This window comes from Chryseobacterium sp. AG844 (assembly GCF_003182335.1).
Classification (GTDB): Bacteria; Bacteroidota; Bacteroidia; order Flavobacteriales; family Weeksellaceae; genus Chryseobacterium; species Chryseobacterium cupriresistens.
This window is the reverse complement of the sequence record NZ_QGTV01000039.1, coordinates 1-16,634: the sequence shown is the minus strand read 5'-3', so window position 1 is coordinate 16,634 and position 16,634 is coordinate 1. Positions and strand designations below refer to the sequence as shown.

Sequence of the window (16,634 nt, the reverse complement as noted above, 5' to 3'; positions counted from 1 at the left end):
TAATAAAAAGTTATTTCCGTAAAATTTTTTGAGCTATGAGGGCTCAAAATTTTCCAGAATAACTTTTTAACTTACACAGTTAGTGAGACACTACCTTACATTTGTTGAACTGATAATTCTTCCGGCTGCATCATAGATTTCAGCTTTTATAATTTCATTTTTAGATTGAATATTTAAAATATCTCTTACCGGATTCGGATATATGGAAATAACATTGTTTTCTTTATCAGTTTCTGCTGTTGCTAATACATTTTGAACGCTTGTTGTATAAGTATTGGTAATAATCGGAGCATTGTAATCGAAGTAAATATTGGCTGTATTGCTGAAGCTATTACCAAGATTTAAGGTAGACTTGGTTTTAATTTTGAATGAAACATATCCGTCATTATTTGCATCATCAAAAGGCAGTTGGATATTTTCAAAGATGAATTCTACTGTATTCGGATTGGTAATTCTTGTTGCAAAATTGTGACTTCCGTTCAACGCAACTAAACTTGATATGTCAAATTTAGAAGTATCAATAACATCCTTTACCACAATATTCTGTGCATTTGCGGTACCTGTATTTTCAAACCTGATCAGATAATGCACATAATCTCCAACCTGGGTTTGCGTAATAGTAGTTCCTTCCAGACAAGTCTTATCATTCGGGTCAAAAGAATTGACTACCGATTGGTTCAACGTGAAATTATTGTCAACTGGTGTTTCATCAGTAGCTCCATTGATTTGTGCTGTGTAATGCAGAATGTCACCGCTGTTTAACGATGGAGTCTGTATTGGGGTATTTAATTTCAGTGTTACGGTGACTTCTCTGGTTTCAAGAGGAAGAAGATTGTTGAAATTCCATGTTAAAATACCAGTAGATTGTGTATCCGGAGCAACTGTTGCATTCATGTAATTCATCAGATTGTCGTTGAAATTGAAAACAATATTTCCTGATTGGGCCACAGTTCCTTTGTTTTTGTAAACAATTTTGTATTTGGTATCAAATCCTGGAATAGCAGCTGTTACAGGAATAATCAGGACTTCAAGATCATTATGAGTTCCGTTCGCTGTTAAGCAGAAATTTTGATTCAAAGGGCTTGTTTGTGCCGGAAAGTTTACTGTTAAAGTACTTGGAGATATGGTCCAATAGGCTGGATTTTCTGAAATTGGCGTAATTGTATGAGCACCTGTTTGTAAAGGAATAGAATAATTTCCTGATGAATCAGCAATCATATTTCCGGAAACAGAACCGCTTGTAATCGAAAATTTTTGGAAAGGTTTGTTAGCATCATTGATATCACAGCCATTGTTGTTAATATCATATCTTGTATTTCCGGTAACTTTATAATAAGTACCACCCGGTGTAAATGAACAATAAGAATTTAAATTAATAGTATTGAGAGAATGCGTAGATAAATAATTACTGATCGCTGCGAAATCTCCATCATCACAGCAAATATATTTAAGATTAGGATTGTTATTATTAATATGAAACCAGGATGTGACATTCAGTATAGTTCCTCCGCTTTTCAGATTAATATTTTTCAGAAGTGCATTGTCATAGATCGTGATGTTTTCCAATAAAGGATTCATACTTAAATCCAGTGTTGTAAGATTATTATTTAAAGTACTAAACTGTCTTAAAGCTGGAAAAATGGAAAGATCTATAGCTGTCAGACCTGTAGATTGTAACCCAAGAGACTCTATGTTCGTTGTACCGACCAGAGATAATGTGGAGATCGGGCTTTGTGAAAGATATACAGTATCTAGGTTTTGTAGATTATGTAACTGAAGTGTTGTTAAAGCGCTACAGTTATAAATTCCCAGATTATTCAAATTCGTACAACCGGTCAAATTTATATTATTGGTTGAAGAGCTGTTTCTTATTTGAAGCCATTCCAAAGCACTCATATTACTAAAATCCAAAGATTGAATATTAGTCTTATTGATCTCCAAAGATTTCAAATTAGGGCAAAGGCTAAGATTAATGGCATTTATAGGTTGCGTAGAATTCAGATTGTTAATAAGCAGACTTTTCAATGAATTGCTTTGTAAGTTATAATTCGTAATATTATTATGCTCGGAAGACATCGTTGCTAAAGATGTACAACCTGCAATATTCAGAGAAGTTAATTGTGAATTATAGTTTACTGTTAAAGCGATGAGGTTAGTCATAGTACTTACGTCAACAGTAGAAACAGAAGTTCCGAATAGATACAACTCTGTTAAATTAGTAAAGCTTTTAATCCCTTCGATGGATTGAATATTTACTCTGTTTCCATAATAAAGATCAGACAGCTTTACAACATTATTGGCTTCACTTTGTTGTATGATGCCATCGTTATTAGTGTCAACGGGAATATTGCTTCCATATTGATCTTTTGCATAGCCATTACTGTAATTAGCTGTTAACAAGAAATTCTTAAAAGCTGCGTCCGGGATATTCACATTTTGCGCTTGAAATACCGCAAAAAGCATCATAGAAACGATGAGGTAGATTTTTTTCATGTATTATTAGTTTATAGTTATTTTTGTAATTGTAAAGCAAAAATAAACCATTAAGAGGAATATCTTAATGGTTTAGTAAATAATTATTAAAAATATTTATTATTTTTCAATCAGATCCAGAAACTGCTGCTCATCCAGAATATGGATAGTTCCGATATCCTGAGCTTTTTTCAGCTTGCTTCCTGCTTTTTCACCTACTACAAGATAGTTGAGGTTTTTTGAAACCGCAGAAATATTTTTCCCGCCATGCTTTTCTACCATTTCCTCAGCAGATTCTCTGGTGAATAATGACAATTTTCCGGTGAACAGGAAAGTTTTTCCTTCCAGAACATTGGATAGAACCTCATTGGTACTTTCTCCTTTTTCAAGCTGTACTCCGTAAGATTTCAATCGTTCGATCATCAATACGTTTTCAGAATTCTGGAAGAAATCGACAATGCTTACTGCAATTTTAGCTCCGATGTCTTCTACCTGGCAAAGCTCTTCTACCGTAGCATTTTTCAGTTCTTCAATCGTCGGGAAGTTTTTTACCAGTTTCTTGGCAACTGTTTCCCCCACGTGTTTGATCCCGATTCCGTATAAAACTTTTTCAAAAGGAATCTCTTTGGATTTTTCAATTCCTGTGATGATATTCTGGGCAGATTTTTCAGCCATTCTTTCCAACGGAAGGAGCTGTTCTTTTGTTAAAGTATAGAAGTCAGCAGGATTTTCAATCAGTCTTTCTCTGTACAGCTGTTCAATAGTTTCACTTCCAAGATTATCAATATTCAAAGCTTTTCTGGAAACGTAATGGATCATTCTTCCCACGACCTGTGGCGGGCAGTGAAGCTCGTTCGGACAGAAATGAATCGCCTGATCCTCAATTTTTACCAGCTCGGTACCACATTCAGGACAATGTTTGATGTATTCAATTTCTTTGCTTTCTTCCGTTCTTTTATCTGTGTTTACCCCTACGATTTTCGGAATAATTTCACCTCCTTTTTCTACGTACACGAAATCATGTTCATGAAGATCCAGCTTTTTGATGATATCTTCATTGTGCAGAGAAGCTCTTTTCACAATGGTTCCTGCGAGTAAAACAGGTTTAAGGTTGGCAACAGGAGTAATAGCTCCGGTTCTTCCCACCTGATAAGAGACACTTTGAAGTTCTGTTTCTACTTTTTCTGCTTTAAATTTATAAGCCATAGCCCAACGCGGAGATTTGGCCGTATAGCCAAGTTGTCTCTGCTGCTGTAGTGAATTCACCTTTAAAACAATACCATCAATTTCAAAAGGAAGATTATGACGTTCTGTGTCCCAGAAAGTAATAAATTCCTGTACCTCAGCCATTGTTTTACATAATTTGGCCTGCTGGGAGGTTTTGAAGCCCCAGCTCTGAGCTTTCTGAAGCAGTTCCCAGTGGGTTTCCGCAGGAACTTCATCAGAAATAAACTGGTATAATACGGAAGAAAGTCCACGCTTTCTTACCTCAGCACTGTCTTGCATTTTCAGACTTCCGCTGGCCGTATTTCTTGGATTCATGAAGGGATCAAGACCTTCTTCCTCACGAAGTTTATTGATTTTGTCAAAGTTTTTTCTGGTCAGATAAATTTCACCACGCATAAAAAAATGAGCAGGGAAATCCCCTTTTAAAGTCAGAGGAATATCTGAAATGGTACGTACATTCGGGGTAATCTCATCACCCTGGAAACCGTCACCACGGGTAACTGCCTGTGACAATTTTCCGTTTTCATAAAGAATAGAAATGGATGCTCCGTCATACTTCAGCTCAGCAACGAATTCTACAGGATCTTCAATGGTTTTGATGATTCGTTTCTCCCAGTCTTCCAGATCGTCAAAATCATAGGAATTGTCCAGAGAATACATCCTGAACTTATGCTGAATCGTGGGGAAAACCTTGGTAACACCACCACCCACACGTACTGTGGGAGAATTTTCATCATAGAATTCGGGATACCTGGCTTCCAGATCCTGTAGCTCCTCCAGAAGCATATCAAATTCATAATCTGTAATGGTGGGAGTATCCAGTTGGTAGTAGTTTTCGTTATGTTGGTGAAGCTCTTTGCGGAGCTGTTCTATCTTTTGTTGAATGTTTTCAGACATTGGGTTTCTATCTTTTGAGCAAAAATAACTAAAGTAATTGCATTTAAAAAATAACAGAATAAAATAGTACAGGAAAATTAAAAATGCTTAATATGTCTTAACCTACTGGTTTTACAGAAAATAAAACACGTGTTTAAAGTAATTTAACATAAAGTTCTGATTTAATTAAAAGAATGTTAAAACTTTCTTAAACACCCCGCTCTTAAAGTCAAAATACCTTTGCACATCAGATTGAAAGAAACCTCATAATGATCTATCATCATGAAAATCAAAGAGGTTTCCGGGCTAACATCAAAAAGTTAATAATATAGATCTTCGGAAGAAATGAAAAAAGTAAAGATTGTACTGGGATTATTGTTTTTAGGGCTTGGGACAATGGCTTATGCACAGACCACGCAGGCTTCTATTGTAGGGAAAGTTACCGGACCGGGAAGTACGGCTCAGGAAAAAGTGAAAGTAACGATCGTGAATGAGTCTACAGGATTCAGAACGGAAACGGAAACCAACTCAAAAGGGGAATATATTTTTAAGGAAATTCCTCTTGGAGGGCCTTACACGGTCATTGTGAATGACGATAAAAAAGAAGGCTATAATGTCAACTTCGGAGATCAGGTGACCGTGAATATGGATCTGGGGAACGAAAAGACTATTGAGGAAGTAAAAATTACAGGAAACCTTAAAAACAAGATCGGAAACCTGGGAGCAGCTACCGCAATTTCTGCGAAAAACATCAGCATGCTTCCGGTGAACGGACGAAACTTCACCAATCTTACGGAACTATCTCCGTTAAGTGGAAAAGGAGGAAACCTTTCCGGTCAGCTTGGATCTTCCACTAACTTTACGATTGACGGGATGACAGCAAAAAATCCTACTTCCGCAGGATCAACCACCAGCCGAAGCGGTGCACCATTCTCCATCTCCATTGAAGCGGTCCGTGAATTCAAAATCACTACCAACCAATATGATGTTACATTGGGAAGAAGTGGAGGAGGAACAGTAAGTGCTGTTACCAAATCAGGAACCAATAAATTTTCCGGAAGTGCCTGGGAATATTTAAGAACAAACTGGCTTTCCAGTCCCTATGACATCAGAGGAAACAAAAGAAATAATGACTTCTCCACTTCCCAGTTCGGATTTTCATTGGGAGGTCCGATCATTAAAAATAAATTACACTTCTTCGTAGCATGGGATCATCAGCTGGATTCAAGACCTTTAGTGATTGCTGATATCAAATCTCCGGATGATGAGAAGAGATTCAACACAACTACGCAGACGCTTAATCAGTTCCTGGATATTGCAAGAGCAAAATATGGAGTAGGAAGCAGCCCCCAGTTCGGAACTTTTGATAAAGTGAGAAACTCTGATGCCGGTTTCTTACGTCTAGACTGGCAGATTAATGAAAAGCATTTATTAACGCTTAGAAATAACTTTACTTACGATCTTAACAAAAACGGATTGGGTGACAATACCAATATCAACTTCTTTGAATCGTACGGGAATGATAAAAACCTTGATAACAGTTTATTGTTAACTTTAAGATCAAATCTGAGACCTAACTTAACCAACGAATTAAAGGCGCAGTATCTTTATACTTTTCAGGACAGTTACCAGAACAATCAATTAGGAAAACCTGTACCAAGAGCTATTGTTGAAGGAGTATCTTCCAGTGCGGGATCTACGAATATTCAGATCGGCGGACACCGCTTTGCTCAGGAAAGCTTCAGAAATAATGTGTTCCAGATCGTAGATAACCTATACTATAATACAGATAAGGTAAAATATACGTTTGGGGCTGACCTTATGTATACAACAGCAAAATCGGTATACGGAAGTGAGGTGAACGGAAGATTCCATTTCCAGGGAATGAGCAATTTTGAGACCATGACACCTTACAGATTCTATAGAGAAGTTCCTTTGGTGGCCGATCCGTCTGTCAGATCAAATATCTGGAACATCGGTCTCTATGGGCAATTCCAGACCAAAGTAGCTAAAGGGCTTGATTTGATGGCTGGTTTGAGATTAGATTACGGTGGTTACCCGAAAGCAGAATTCAACCAGAAACTGTTTGATGAAATGGGAATCAGAACGGATAACCAGATCAAATCATTTGTCATCCAGCCAAGATTCCAGTTTGACTGGAACATCAATGAAGGAAATAAAGACTTCCTGAAGTTCGGTGCCGGAATTTTCTCTTCCGATATCAACAATTATATGATCATCAACAACCTTGTATTTGATGGAAAACATCTGGCTACTGTGGATGTAACCGGTAAAGATGTTCCGTTCCCGGATTTCAACAGCTATAGAGATGATTACAATACGGTTCCGTCACTTTCTCAGAAGCAGATTCCAACGATCAACTATACCGGTAAGGATGCAAAGATCCCGATCGTTTATAAAGCCAATATTTCTTATACCCACTTCTTCAATGAAAGGTTCAGAGCAGGAATTGCAGGATACATGGCTTTAGGTAGAAACAATTACTATTATTACGACAGAAACATGGTGGCCAATCCTTTCTTTACACTGGCTAATGAAGGCGGAAGAGGAGTATTTATTCCTACAGGGGCTATTACCAATAATGCTAATAACAGTGTAAGTTTCGACTGGAAACAGGGAAGAATCAATAATAATTTCGGAAGAGTACTGGAATTGGTAAGCGATGGTAAAGTAAATCAGTTCTCATTTGTAATCGATACAAGTTACCGCTACTGGAAAGATGGAGAAATCACCGCAAGTTATACATGGTCTGATATTAAAGACAATACTTCTTACAACGGAAACGTAGCCAACTCTGCAACATTGTCTACGATGATTCAGAGTGATCCTAGAGATTTGAGAATGACCTATTCTGACAACCAGTTCAGAAATAAAGTTGTGATCTACGGAAACTCTCCTACCATTGCCGGCTTCACATTGGGAATCAGGTATTCAGGGATTGGGGGAACCCGTTTCTCTGCAACAACAGGGGGAAATATCAACGGAGACTTCGTAGATTCCAACGACCTTGCTTTTATCTTCCCGAATCTTACCCAATCTATTTTGGATGATCCACAGGTAGGACAGGCTCTGAAAGATTATATCACTGAATACAACGGAAAAATTGCAGAACGTAATGGTGGTAAAAACGGTTTCTACGGTGTTTGGGACGTACGTGTTGCCAAGAAAATTAAATTCGACAAAGTGGGAGCTTTCGAACTTTCCGTAGATATTTTCAACGTAGCCAACCTTCTGAACAAAGAATGGGGGGTAAACAAATCATACGGAAATACTTCTCTGTATAAAGTGACGAAGTTTAATAAAGATACGATGCAGTACGAATACACCAAAAACGTAAGTGGAGGCGGTTTGGTTCCTCTGACAGGAAATCCTTACCAGATCCAGATCGGTGCGAAATACAGTTTCTAACTTTTACCTTTCTTAACCACTGAAGACATAAAAGAAATTGAGCCGGCTATGGTAAATCTCACTTAGCTTTAATCAGTAAATCTTTTATGTCTTTTGGTTTTTATTTTGTAATAACTACCTTTATCAGGAAGTTTCACGACTTTATTTTAATAATTTAAAATTATATTATGAAAAATTTTATCTTAGGGTTAGCAGTTTTAAGTACAGTTATGATGAAAGCACAAACCCAGATTATTGCCCATAGAGGATATTTCCAGGCTCAGCCTCCAACAACAGAGAATTCAATTCAATCATTGGAAAATGCCCAGAAATTAAAAATATATGGGTCTGAATTTGATGTAAGAATGACAAAAGATGGTGTATTGGTGATCAATCATGATGAACACCATGGTAAAATGGAAATTTCAGAAACTCCTTTCAAAGAACTGGAAGCCTTGAAATTATCCAACGGAGAAAAATTCCCGACCTTAAAAGATTATTTAAAACAGGGAAAAAAAGACAAATCTCTGAAGCTGATCGTTGAGATCAAGCCAGCGAAAACTCCGGAAATAGAAAATGAAATCACAGAGAGAACGATCAAAATGATTAAAGATATGAAGCTGGAATCTCAAAGTGAGTTTATTTCTTTCAGCCTTAATATCTGCAAAGAGATCAAAAAACTGGCTCCGTCTTTTAAAGTTCAGTATCTGAATGGTGAACTGTCTCCTGAGCAGATCAAAAAAGAAGGATTAGACGGTATGGATTATCACTACAGTGTTTTCCAGAAAAACCCAACATGGATTGCTGATGCAAAAGCATTAGGGTTAATTACCAATTCATGGACCGTAAATGACGTTGCTGTTTACGAAGAATTGAAAAAACAAGGGATAGGATTCGTAACAACCAATATTCCTGATCAGTTGAAGAATAAATAAACAGATTTAAAATCTTCAGAAATATAACAACTGAAGAACAAAACATTCCCCTCCTCCGGAGGGGTGGCAAAAATTCAAAGAATTTTTGACGGGGTGGTTTAACGAAATTTTTTAACCATCTCAACAGATAACCAATAATTTACACAGTCTGCCTATTGATAATTGGCAGACTGTTTATTTTTAGCAGCTAAAGCCTTTTTTAATAATAAATGAAAGCAATAAGAGATTAAATTTGATTTTAATATATTGTAATTCAGTTATTTAAGTATTATGTATATTATTATCTCAAAACCAGACAATAAAGATACATAAATGATGTCTGTAAACTATATTAAAAATACTTAATTGCTTAATTGTTTGTTAATTAGCTATTTGTCTAATGTTATTAAGATTGGATTAACAAATGGTTTAATAAATTTTTAAGAAACGTTAAAAGTGTGTTAAGACGTTCCTTGTAATGTCGTTCTAATTTTGCGCAAACAAAAAGGAAATGCGTAAAGAGACACAAAAACTGTTGGTTTTGTCGCTGTTAGGATTCGTCAGCGTCAATCTGGCAGCTCAGCAGAAAGCTAAAAAGGACACCATTAAAGGAATTGATGAAGTAGTTGTAACTGCTTTGGGAATCAAGAGGCACGACAGAGCTTTAGGGTATGTTGCCGAAAAAGTAGATGCCAAAACATTTGAAGAAACCCAGAACAACAACTGGGCGCAATCCATGGAAGGGAAGGTGGCAGGCCTTAAAATCCAGACCGCCGGAGCAGGACCGTTGGGAACTTCCAGAATTACTTTGAGAGGGGAAAAATCCATTATGATGGATCACAACTATGCTCTTATTGTAGTGGATGGAGTGCCATTGGGAAATTCCACCACAGGTTCCGGTACAGCAGCCTATGGAGCTGGTTCCGGAGGTGATGTTCCCATCGATCTTGGAAATGGATTGAACAGCATCAATCCGGATGATATTGAATCCGTAACGGTATTGAAAGGAGCTTCTGCAGCCGCATTATATGGTTCCCGTGCTGCCAATGGTGCCCTAATGATCACCACAAAATCCGGCAAAACAAAAAACGGAAAACTAAGAGTAACTTTCAATTCTTCCTCAAGCTTTGATTCCGTATTGAAATGGCCGGACTGGCAATACGAATACGGGCAGGGAACACTGGCCACCAATACAGCAGGAAACTTTTACTATTCTTATGGCCTTTCTCCTGATGGACCAAGTACAGGAGGAACCAGTAGTGCTTTCGGACCAAAATTCGCCGGACAATATTATTTCCAATACGATCCTAACGTAATGGGGCAGAGCAAGGAAAGACAATTGTGGAGACCTTATGAAAATAATATTAAAGGTTTCTGGAGAACAGGTTCTACTTACTCGAACAGTATCTCGGTAGAAAGCTCCAATGAGAAAACCAGCTTCAGATCTTCACTTACTTACCTTAATAACGAGTGGATGATGCCGAATACAGGCTTCGACAGATTCAATTTTGCGTTGTCATTTGCCCATCAGCTTACCCAAAAATTAAAAATATCAACAAAATTTGCTTATAACACTACTACCAGTGACAACCTTCCTGCGACGGGATACAACAATCAGTCGATTTCCTATTTCATGATCTTCCAGAATCCCAATGTAGATCTGGAGTGGTATAAGCCGATCTGGAAGCCAGGGCAGGAACAGGTTGATCAGATCCATCCGTTCAGTTCTTACATAGACAATCCTTATATGATTGCTTACGAAATGCTGAATGGAGTCAGAAAGAAGACGATTACAGGAAATATTACGGCAGATTATCAGTTTAATAAAAATTTCAGTATAATGCTGAGGTCAGGGATTGAAATCCTGAATGAAAAAAGAACGACCAAAAGACCATGGAGTTCTGCCAATTACCTGAAAGGTTTCTACAGAGAGCAGTTTATCAAAAACCAGGAATATAATAACGACCTTTTGTTCTCTTATAAAGCAGACTGGAATAAATTCAGTATTTCAGCTTCAGCAGGAGGAAGTATCCGCTATAATGAATATCTACTGAATGATTATCAGGCCATCGGACTGAAAACAGCAGGAGAATACAGCCTTACCAATGCACTTTCTATTCCGGTTAAATATCCGGCACCAAGAGATAAACATGTAGACAGTGTTTACGGTTTGCTTACCCTTGGATATGACAATAAAGTATTTGTGGACGTTACCGGAAGAAACGACTGGAGCTCTACGCTTCCGAAGCAAAACAGATCATTCTTTTATCCTTCGGTGAGTACCAGTTTCATTTTATCAGATATTTTTAATCTGAAAAGCAATAATCTGAACTTGTGGAAACTGAGAGCTTCATGGGCAAAAGTAGGGATAGACAGTGATCCTTATCTTTTGGACAATTATTATACAGCAAGCAATATTACAGGAAGTGTAGTAGCACCTACCACTTTTAATAATCCTACCCTTAAACCTGAGAAAAATACCAATATAGAAGCCGGTATGGATTTCAGCCTTTTCAAAAACAGATTGAACCTGAATCTTACTGCCTATCAGAATTTCAGTGAAAACCAGATTATCCCTGTATCGTTACCCACCGAAGCAGGATATTCCAAAAGGATCATTAATGCGGGAAAAATCCGAAACAGAGGTCTTGAACTTTCTGCCGATATCTTAGCTGTAAAAGGCAAAGATTTCTCATGGAAAGTAGGTGGAAACTGGTCTACCAACGAAAACAGGGTAATGACCCTTCCTGAAGGCTTTGATGGCATTGTTTCCAACGTAGGAGATGTAGTATTCTATAAAATGGAAGTAGGAGGTTCGCTGGGAGATATGTATGGATTTAAATTATTAAGAAACCCGGAAGGAAAAGTAATTTACGGAGACAACGGGCTTCCTGCGAGACCCGCAGATATTGAAAAAGTTGGAAATGCATTCCCTAAATGGAGGGCCGGTCTTCAGAATGATTTCAAAATCAAAAACTTTACGATCAGTTTCTCATTTGACGGTCAGTATGGTGGTATTGCATATTCTCAGTCACATCATAAAATGTCTGAACAAGGTAAGCTTAAATCTACTCTTCCGGGAAGAGATAATCCTGGCGGAATGATTGTAGGAGAAGGGGTTGTTCAGAATCCTGACGGAACTTACAGTACCAACACAAAAGGAGTTCTGGTATCTTCTTATTACGGAGATTACTACAGAAGAGCCAATGTGGAAACCAACAGTTTCAGTACAGACTTTATTAAGCTGAGAGACGCAAGAATTGCTTATTCCTTCCCTAAAGAAACCATAAAATCTATAGGTCTGGATGATCTTACGATTGCCATATTCGGAAAGAACTTATGGATGTGGACCAAATTTCCGATGTTTGACCCTGAAGTGGCTACACTGGACAATGCAACCATCACTCCGGGAGTGGAAATGGGACAGCTTCCGACAGCGAGAACAGTTGGTTTTCAGTTAAATCTTAAATTCTAAAATTTTAAAAATGAAAAAAATAATCATACATCTGACATTGGCAGTTTCTGTTTTCATGCTTCAATCCTGTGACAGAACCTTTGATGAAATGAATACAGATACCAGTAAAGTTAAAGACCCTTCAGTTGGCAGTCTTCTCGCTCCGATACAGTATGAAATGGGTAGTTATGGCTATAACAGGGCAGATGATTTCACCTTTGATATCATGCAGATCGCTTTAGATTTTCCCAATGAAGGAAATTCCTACAGCAGATATTATATGGATGAAAAAAGTGGTAACGGATACTGGAATACTTCTTACAGATGGCTTAAGCAGGTAAGCGATCTTAGAAAATATGCAACAAAAGAACAGAATAATAATTATCTGGCGATTTCAATGGTCCTGAACGCATGGATTGCTTCCAATCTTACTGATGCTTTTGGGGATATCCCTTTATCTGAAGCATTAAGAGTTGAAGAAAATATTTTAAAACCAAAATATGATAAGCAGAAAGATGTCTATATCCAGCTGTTAAATGACCTGAAAACAGCCAACACGTTATTCAATACCAATCAGGCATTAACGGAAACAGATCTGTTTTATAACGCCAATACAAATAGTCAGACCGGAATTTTAGGATGGAAAAAATTCTGTAACTCTCTTTCATTAAGATTACTGACCAGAATTCTAAGCCGGAACGGAGAAGTGAATGTGTATGAAAGAATTCAGGAAATTATCAACAATCCGGCACAATACCCAATTTTCCAGAACAATACAGACAGCGCAGTGCTGCCACTTTCCGGAATATCTCCTTACTTACCACCGATCGCCCGTCCACAGGATTTTACAGCGTACAGGGCAGCAGGTGAATTCTTTGTGAATGCCATGAAAGATAACAATGATCCAAGGATGAGCATGTTTTTTACGAAAGCTAAAGCAACATCAGGAGAAGATCTTGGTTATAAAGGAGCTCCATCAGGATATGCTTTGGGAACATCTTTCAACTATCAGCCTTCCAACCTGAACCAGAACCTGGCGAAAGCCCCTTTAAAGATTTTAATCATGACCTATTCTGAAGTACAGTTTATCCTGGCAGAATTAGTCAATAAAGGGATCATCGCAGGAAATCAGCAGACCTATTACGAAACCGGGGTGAAATCTATAATAGAACAGTGGGGAGCAACAGTTCCTGCCAATTACTTCAGTAATCCTAAAGTGGCGTATGACGGTTCTCTGGAAAAAATTATGCTTCAGAAATACATTTCCCTGTTTTTTGTTGATCATCAGCAATGGTATGAGTACAGACGTACGAAACTTCCGGTACTTCCAAATAACGGCGGACTTCAGAACGGCGGACAGATGCCTGTGAGATTTATGTATCCTACCGCTACAAAAGTAATGAATGCGGATAACTATAATGCAGCCGTACAATCCATGGGTGGAGACAATATCAATGTGAAAATGTGGTGGAATAAATAATTGTGATTTAAAGATTAAAATAATTTAAAGATTTAAAAAATTATGAGTATCAATATAAAATTTATAATGCCTTGTATGCTGGTTTCAGCAATGGCTTTCTCGCAGGCTTCTGTTGCCGGATATGTATTCGAAGACAGTAACAAAAATCAAAAGAAAGAAAACCGCGAAAAAGGAATTGAAGGAATAGCCGTTTCTAATGGGGTTCAGGTAGTTCTTACGGATAAAAACGGTAGATACAGTCTTCCGGTTCAGGAAGATCAGAGTATTTTTGTCATCAAACCTTCAGGGTATCAGACAGCTTTAAATACAAACAATCTTCCACAGTTTTATTATCATCATAAACCCAATGGATCCCCTGCAGATTTTAAATACAAAGGAGTTGCGCCCACAGGAGACCTTCCCAAAGAACTGAACTTCCCGCTTTATAAGCAAAACGAGAACAAAAATTTTGACATCCTTGTTTTCGGTGATCCGCAGCCTTACACAGAAAAAGAACTGGACTACTTCAAAAGAGGAATCGTAAACGAAGTGAAAAATACTAAGAAAAATGCAGTACTGGGAATCAGTCTGGGAGATTTGGTAGGTGATAATCTAAGCCTGCAGAAACCTTATGCAGACGTTATGAAAGAAGTTGGACTGCCTTGGTATAATGTGATGGGAAATCATGATATGAATTATGATGCAAAAGAAGACAAGCTTTCCGATGAAACATTTGAATCGAACTTTGGTCCGGCCAATTACGCTTTCAACTATGGTAATGTGCACTTTATCATTCTGGATGATATTCTTTATCCGGATCCGAGGGATGGCAAAGGATACTGGGGTGGTTTCCGTGAAGACCAGCTTCAGTTCATCGAAAACGATCTGAAACTGGTTGATAAGAATAAGCTGATTGTCATTTCTTTTCATATTCCGTTGGAACATAACAACGAAGACAATTTTAGAAATGCCGACCGTCAGAAGTTATTTGATTTCTTAAATCCTTTCCGGAATGTATTGCTTTTATCAGCACATACCCATATCCAGCAGCAGATTTTCTACGGCAAAAAAGCAGGCTGGAACGGAATCAAAGAATTACACGAATATAATGTTGGAACTACCTGCGGCGACTGGTATTCAGGAACACCGGATGATGCCGGACTTCCTACCTCAACCATGAGAGACGGAACGGCAAAAGGATATTCTTTTATCAGCTTTGCAGACAATCAGTATAAAGTGAAATACAGAACTGCCGGAAAACCGGAAGACTATCAGATCAAATTATATGTTCCGAAAGTGATTTCTTCGTCAAGAACTTCAGCCAAAGTGCTGGCCAATTTCTTCATGGGAAGCAAAAAAGACAAAGTAGAATACAGAATAGACGGTGGAAAATGGGAAGAAATGAAGTACGATGAAACCATCGACCCGAATTTTGCTCTTTCTGTTTTCAAATGGGATTCTACAGAGAAAATTCTTCCGGGCAGAAGACCTTCCAATCCTGAAATGTCAAAACATATCTGGGAAGCAGATTTTCCTAAGAAATTAGCATTAGGAAAACACAAAGTTGAGGTGAAAGCTGTAGACATGTATGGAAATGAATTCTCCGCTTCAGAAGAATTTGAAGTTCAGAACGCCATCCAGATTCCTTAAGCTTTTTATTTTTTTTACTATACCTTTTTTTAGATTTGAAACCGGTTCTTATGAGCCGGTTTTAATTTTTATCGAGTTTTACGATAAACAATTAAAAAACTATTAAATCCATGTTTTCGCTGTTTCGTAAAAATGTTCTTTCGTAACTTTGTATCAAGAAAAGTATCATTACTATGAATATAAACGGAAAAAATGCCATCATAACAGGTGGTGGAAGAGGATTAGGAAAAGCTGTTGCACTTGCTTTGGCTAATGAAGGAGTAAACGTTGCCATTACAGGAAGAAACGAGGAAAACCTTAAAATGACGGTTGAAGAAATCAAAAAATCAGGAGTAAATTCAGCATATGCCGTATTTTCTGTAGACAATGAAATTCAGGTAAAAGCTGGAATAGAATCTTTAGCAGAGCAGTTGGGAGGAATTGATATTCTGATCAATAATGCGGGAATCGGAGACTTTGGATCGATCGAAGAAATGCCATCCGAAACATGGGAGCAGGTTATAAAAACCAATCTTTTCGGGGTGTATTATGCAGCTAAGGCAGCTTATCCATTTATGAAAGCTAAAGGAGAAGGTGATATCGTGAACGTAGCTTCTACTGCAGGGCTGAAAGGGGGACCGAATATGTCTGCATACGCCGCTTCAAAAGCAGCCGTAGTATCTCTTTCTCAATCCATGATGGCAGAATGGAGAAAACAAAATATCCGTGTCATTACGCTGACTCCAAGTACTATTGCTTCTGATATGAGCATCCAGGGCGGTCTTACAGACGGAAATCCTGACAAAGTATTACAGCCTGAAGATTTTGCAGAATGGGTAAGAGATATCCTGAAAATGAACAGAAGAGCGCTGATTGCAAACGGTTCTATTTTCTCTACGAATCCTTAAGAGATTTAAAAATTTAAAGTTCAGAGTTTAATGTTTAAAGTCTAAAGCTGTTAATAAGAATTCTTCTCATGAACAATAAAATTCAATAGGAGCGGGCTTTAGCCCGCTTATTTTTATTAGATATGATGATATCGGCTTTAGATTCTGTGTTAACTTCCAAATATTTTTTATACATTTATATTTATAAAAGCGACCTTGAGTTAGCTTGCGTAGGGTGAACGTCTTTGATTTTTACCCTACTTTCTTCAAAATCTATCTGGTAAAAAGTTTTATTTTTAAATAAAATA

8 protein-coding genes are annotated in these 16,634 nt (G+C 37.7%); 6 read left to right on the top strand and 2 right to left on the bottom strand.

The window, feature by feature from the left end; genetic code table 11:
* Nucleotides 1-90: 90 nt before the first annotated feature.
* On the bottom strand, nt 91-2,493 hold the full coding sequence (locus DEU40_RS21910) for a leucine-rich repeat domain-containing protein (protein ID WP_110011820.1): 2,403 nt from the start codon (nt 2,491-2,493) through the stop codon (nt 91-93).
* Between the two features lie 99 nt (nt 2,494-2,592).
* Complete coding sequence (ligA, locus tag DEU40_RS21905) at nt 2,593-4,596, bottom strand: NAD-dependent DNA ligase LigA (RefSeq protein ID WP_110011819.1); 2,004 nt, start codon at nt 4,594-4,596, stop codon at nt 2,593-2,595.
* A gap of 324 nt (nt 4,597-4,920) precedes the next feature.
* Between ligA and DEU40_RS21900 the strand changes: the two genes are divergently transcribed.
* The 6 genes from DEU40_RS21900 to DEU40_RS21875 all read left to right on the top strand — a co-directional run bounded on the left by DEU40_RS21900 (nt 4,921) and on the right by DEU40_RS21875 (nt 16,347).
* Nucleotides 4,921-8,004 carry a TonB-dependent receptor gene (locus DEU40_RS21900; RefSeq protein ID WP_110011818.1) on the top strand — a complete coding sequence of 1,028 codons (3,084 nt, stop codon included), beginning with the start codon at nt 4,921-4,923 and terminating at the stop codon, nt 8,002-8,004.
* A 167-nt stretch (nt 8,005-8,171) separates the two neighbouring features.
* Nucleotides 8,172-8,918 carry a glycerophosphodiester phosphodiesterase family protein gene (locus DEU40_RS21895; protein ID WP_110011817.1) on the top strand — a complete coding sequence of 249 codons (747 nt, stop codon included), beginning with the start codon at nt 8,172-8,174 and terminating at the stop codon, nt 8,916-8,918.
* A 490-nt stretch (nt 8,919-9,408) separates the two neighbouring features.
* Nucleotides 9,409-12,372, top strand: a complete 2,964-nt coding sequence (locus DEU40_RS21890; RefSeq protein WP_110011816.1) for a SusC/RagA family TonB-linked outer membrane protein — start codon at nt 9,409-9,411, stop codon at nt 12,370-12,372.
* 10 nt (nt 12,373-12,382) lie between these two features.
* Nucleotides 12,383-13,831 carry a SusD/RagB family nutrient-binding outer membrane lipoprotein gene (locus tag DEU40_RS21885; RefSeq protein ID WP_110011815.1) on the top strand — a complete coding sequence of 483 codons (1,449 nt, stop codon included), beginning with the start codon at nt 12,383-12,385 and terminating at the stop codon, nt 13,829-13,831.
* A gap of 66 nt (nt 13,832-13,897) precedes the next feature.
* A complete protein-coding gene (locus tag DEU40_RS21880; RefSeq protein WP_110011814.1) occupies nt 13,898-15,460 on the top strand; it encodes a calcineurin-like phosphoesterase C-terminal domain-containing protein in 1,563 nt (520 codons plus the stop codon).
* A gap of 173 nt (nt 15,461-15,633) precedes the next feature.
* Entirely contained in the window at nt 15,634-16,347 is a 714-nt protein-coding gene (locus DEU40_RS21875) for a 3-ketoacyl-ACP reductase (RefSeq protein WP_110011813.1), read from the top strand.
* The last annotated feature ends 287 nt before the right edge of the window (nt 16,348-16,634 follow it).

Bases quoted from the DNA above. Each gene is read 5' to 3' on its own strand.
- DEU40_RS21910 (WP_110011820.1), bottom strand. From the start codon at position 2,493: ATGAAAAAAATCTACCTCATCGTTTCTATGATGCTTTTTGCGGTATTT.
- ligA (WP_110011819.1), bottom strand. From the start codon at position 4,596: ATGTCTGAAAACATTCAACAAAAGATAGAACAGCTCCGCAAAGAGCTT.
- DEU40_RS21900 (WP_110011818.1), top strand. From the start codon at position 4,921: ATGAAAAAAGTAAAGATTGTACTGGGATTATTGTTTTTAGGGCTTGGG.
- DEU40_RS21895 (WP_110011817.1), top strand. From the start codon at position 8,172: ATGAAAAATTTTATCTTAGGGTTAGCAGTTTTAAGTACAGTTATGATG.
- DEU40_RS21890 (WP_110011816.1), top strand. From the start codon at position 9,409: ATGCGTAAAGAGACACAAAAACTGTTGGTTTTGTCGCTGTTAGGATTC.
- DEU40_RS21885 (WP_110011815.1), top strand. From the start codon at position 12,383: ATGAAAAAAATAATCATACATCTGACATTGGCAGTTTCTGTTTTCATG.
- DEU40_RS21880 (WP_110011814.1), top strand. From the start codon at position 13,898: ATGCCTTGTATGCTGGTTTCAGCAATGGCTTTCTCGCAGGCTTCTGTT.
- DEU40_RS21875 (WP_110011813.1), top strand. From the start codon at position 15,634: ATGAATATAAACGGAAAAAATGCCATCATAACAGGTGGTGGAAGAGGA.